The sequence below is a fragment of the Mesorhizobium sp. M1A.F.Ca.ET.072.01.1.1 genome, from assembly GCF_004023325.1.
Lineage (GTDB): Bacteria > Pseudomonadota > Alphaproteobacteria > Rhizobiales > Rhizobiaceae > Mesorhizobium.
On the sequence record NZ_RZSF01000536.1, the window covers coordinates 1 to 2,898 of the forward strand.

A 2,898-nucleotide genomic window follows, 5' to 3' on the forward strand; every position below is an offset into this window, starting at 1 on the left:
GCGCCTATGTTTGGGTCACCGGCGGTCGCTACCAGGAGACCGAGAACGCCAACCTGCAGCAGGCCCGGATTTCGATCGCCTCCGACACGGCCGGCCGCATCGTCCAGGTCGGCATTGCCGACAACCAGACGGTCAAGGCGGGCGACCTTCTCTTCGTCATCGATCCCGAGCCTTACAAGATCGCGCTGGCCCAGGCCGACGCGGCTGTCGCCGCCGCGCGGCTCAATGTCGAGCAGCTGCGCGCCGCCTACAGCCAGGCGATGGCGCAGCAGAAGTCGGCCAAGAGCGAGGTCGACTATGCGGAGTCGCAATATGACCGCGCCGCCGATCTCGCTGAGAAGGGCATCAATGCCAAGTCGTCGCTGGACGAGGCCCGCAACGACCTCGACAAGGCCAAGCAGCAGCTTGCGGTCGCCGAGCAGGGCATCATCAGCGCCAAGGCGGCGCTTGGCGGCAACCCCGACATCGAGACCGACAAGCATCCGAGCGTGATGTCGGCGCTCGCCGCGCGCGACAAGGCCGCCTACAACCTCTCGCAGACCACGGTGAAGGCGCCGTCCGACGGCATCGTCTACCAGGCCTCGTCCTTCAAGGTCGGCCAGTATGTCTCCGTCGGCACGCCGCTGTTCGCGCTGGTCGAGACCGACGACACCTGGATCGACGCCAACTTCAAGGAGACGCAGCTCACCAATATGAAGCCGGGCCAGAAGGCCGAGATCGTGGTCGACACCTATCCGGGCCGGACCTTCGAGGCGACCGTCAAGGCGATCGGCGCCGGCACCGGCGCCGAGTTCTCGCTGTTGCCCGCCCAGAACGCCACCGGCAACTGGGTCAAGGTCACCCAGCGCATTCCCGTGCGCCTGGAACTGACCGACCCCGACGCCAAGATGGCGCTGCGCACCGGCATGAGCGCGACGGTCACCGTCGATACCGGCGTCGCGCGCGGCCTGCCGTCGATCTTCGGTCACGCCACGGCCGGCGAGCACGCGCAATAACGCAAGGTGAAGCCCGAGGCATGAGCCTCCGCAAGGGAATGGTCTGAAGGGATGGAGGGAAAGCCAAGCGTTTGAGGCGAGCCGCGTCGCGGCTTTGATCGAAGTTGAAGCTTTCGACACCGACCTGTCGGTCCTCAGGTTTCCGGGCGGCAGGTATCCGCTCCAACAGAGACTTCCGGTCGATGTAACCCCCACATCGGTCCTCGCGTCCCACCGCGACAAGGGTCTCAAAGGAAGGCCTCGCCGCCCGGAAACCCAATGTACCCGTTTTTGTTACCTGCTGGAAGTTCAGCACCATGAGCACGCCCGAACCCTTCAAGGAAGTACCGCACCGCGGCCTGATCACGGTCGCGCTGATGCTGGCCACGGTCATGCAGGCGCTCGACACCACGATCGCCAATGTCGCGCTGCCGACCATGACCGGCGACCTCGGTGCCTCGCCGGACAACATCAACTGGGTGCTGACCTCCTATATCGTGGCCGCCGCCATCATGACGCCGGTCACCGGCTGGCTCGCCGACCGCCTCGGCCGCAAGGAGCTGTTCCTGGCCTCCGTCGTCGGCTTCACCATCTTCTCCATGCTTTGCGGCATGGCGTGGAGCCTCGAGACGATGGTGCTCTTCCGCCTGCTGCAGGGTGTGTTCGGCGCGGCGATCGTGCCGCTGTCGCAGACCTTCCTGCTCGATATCAATCCCCGCGAGCGCCATGGCCAGGCGATGGCCATCTGGGGCGCCGGCATCATGCTGGGACCGATCCTCGGCCCGACGCTTGGCGGCTGGCTGACCGAGAATTTCAACTGGCGCTGGGTGTTCTTCATCAATCTGCCGGTCGGCATCCTCGCCTTCATCGGCATGGCCGCCTATCTGCCTGTCGTCGCCAAGCGCGTGCGCAGCTTCGATTTCTTCGGCTTCGCCATGATCTCGCTCGGCGTCGGCGCGCTGCAGCTGATGCTCGACCGCGGCGGCGAGGTCGACTGGTTCTCCTCGACAGAGATCTGGATCGAGCTTGCGCTGTCGATCACCGGCTTCTGGGTGTTCATCATCCACACGGTGACGTCCGAACGTCCTTTCATCGACCCGAAAATCTTCCTCGACCGCAATTTCGTGACCGGGCTCGGTTTCATCTTCGTCATGGGCGTGCTGATCCTGGCTTCGATGTCGCTGCTGCCGCCGATGCTTGCCAACATCTTCGGCTACCCGACCGTCACCATCGGCGTGGTGCTCGGCCCGCGCGGTATCGGCACGATGATTTCGATGCTGTTCGTCGGCCGCATCATGCACAGGATCGACGCGCGTATTCTGGTCGCGATCGGCTTCCTGCTCACCGCGCAGTCGCTCTACACCATGGCGAGCTTCACGCCGCAGATGGACAACTGGCTGATCATCTCTTCGGGCGTCATCCAGGGCCTCGGCATGGGCATGGTGTTCGTGCCGCTCTCGGCCGTCGCCTTCGCCACGCTCGACGCGCGCTACCGCACCGACGCCACCTCGCTGTTCAGCCTGGTGCGCAATCTCGGCTCGTCGATCGGCGTGTCGGTGGTTGCGGCGCTGATGGTGCAGAACACGCAGGTCAACCACAGCGAGCTCGGGGCTTTCATCAACCCCTACAACCCCAACCTATGGGCAGCCTCGCCCGCGGCGGCGAGCGGTGATCCCATGGCCCTTTCGCAGGTCGACAGGCTGGTCAACGTTCAGGCGATGATGATCTCCTACATCAACGACTTCAAACTCCTGATGGTGATGACGCTGCTTGCCGTTCCGTTCGTCATCCTGCTGCGCAAGCCGAAGACAGCGCCGGCCGGCGGCGCGCCGGCGGCGCACATGGACTGATCTTCATCGCGCCGCCTCTGCGATGCGTAATCTCCCCCCTTGAGGGGGAGATGCCGCCGAAAGGCGACAGAGGG

2 protein-coding genes are annotated in these 2,898 nt (G+C 64.7%); both read left to right on the forward strand.

Annotated features, from left to right (window positions below; all coding sequences use genetic code 11):
- On the forward strand, positions 1–995 hold a 995-nt coding region (locus EOA32_RS35805; RefSeq protein ID WP_145971479.1), incomplete at its 5' end, for an HlyD family secretion protein.
- A gap of 296 nt (positions 996–1,291) precedes the next feature.
- The gene (locus EOA32_RS35810) at positions 1,292–2,824 is read left to right on the forward strand and encodes a DHA2 family efflux MFS transporter permease subunit (protein ID WP_128374201.1); all 1,533 of its coding nucleotides are present in this window, start codon (positions 1,292–1,294) and stop codon (positions 2,822–2,824) included.
- Positions 2,825–2,898 lie beyond the last annotated feature (74 nt).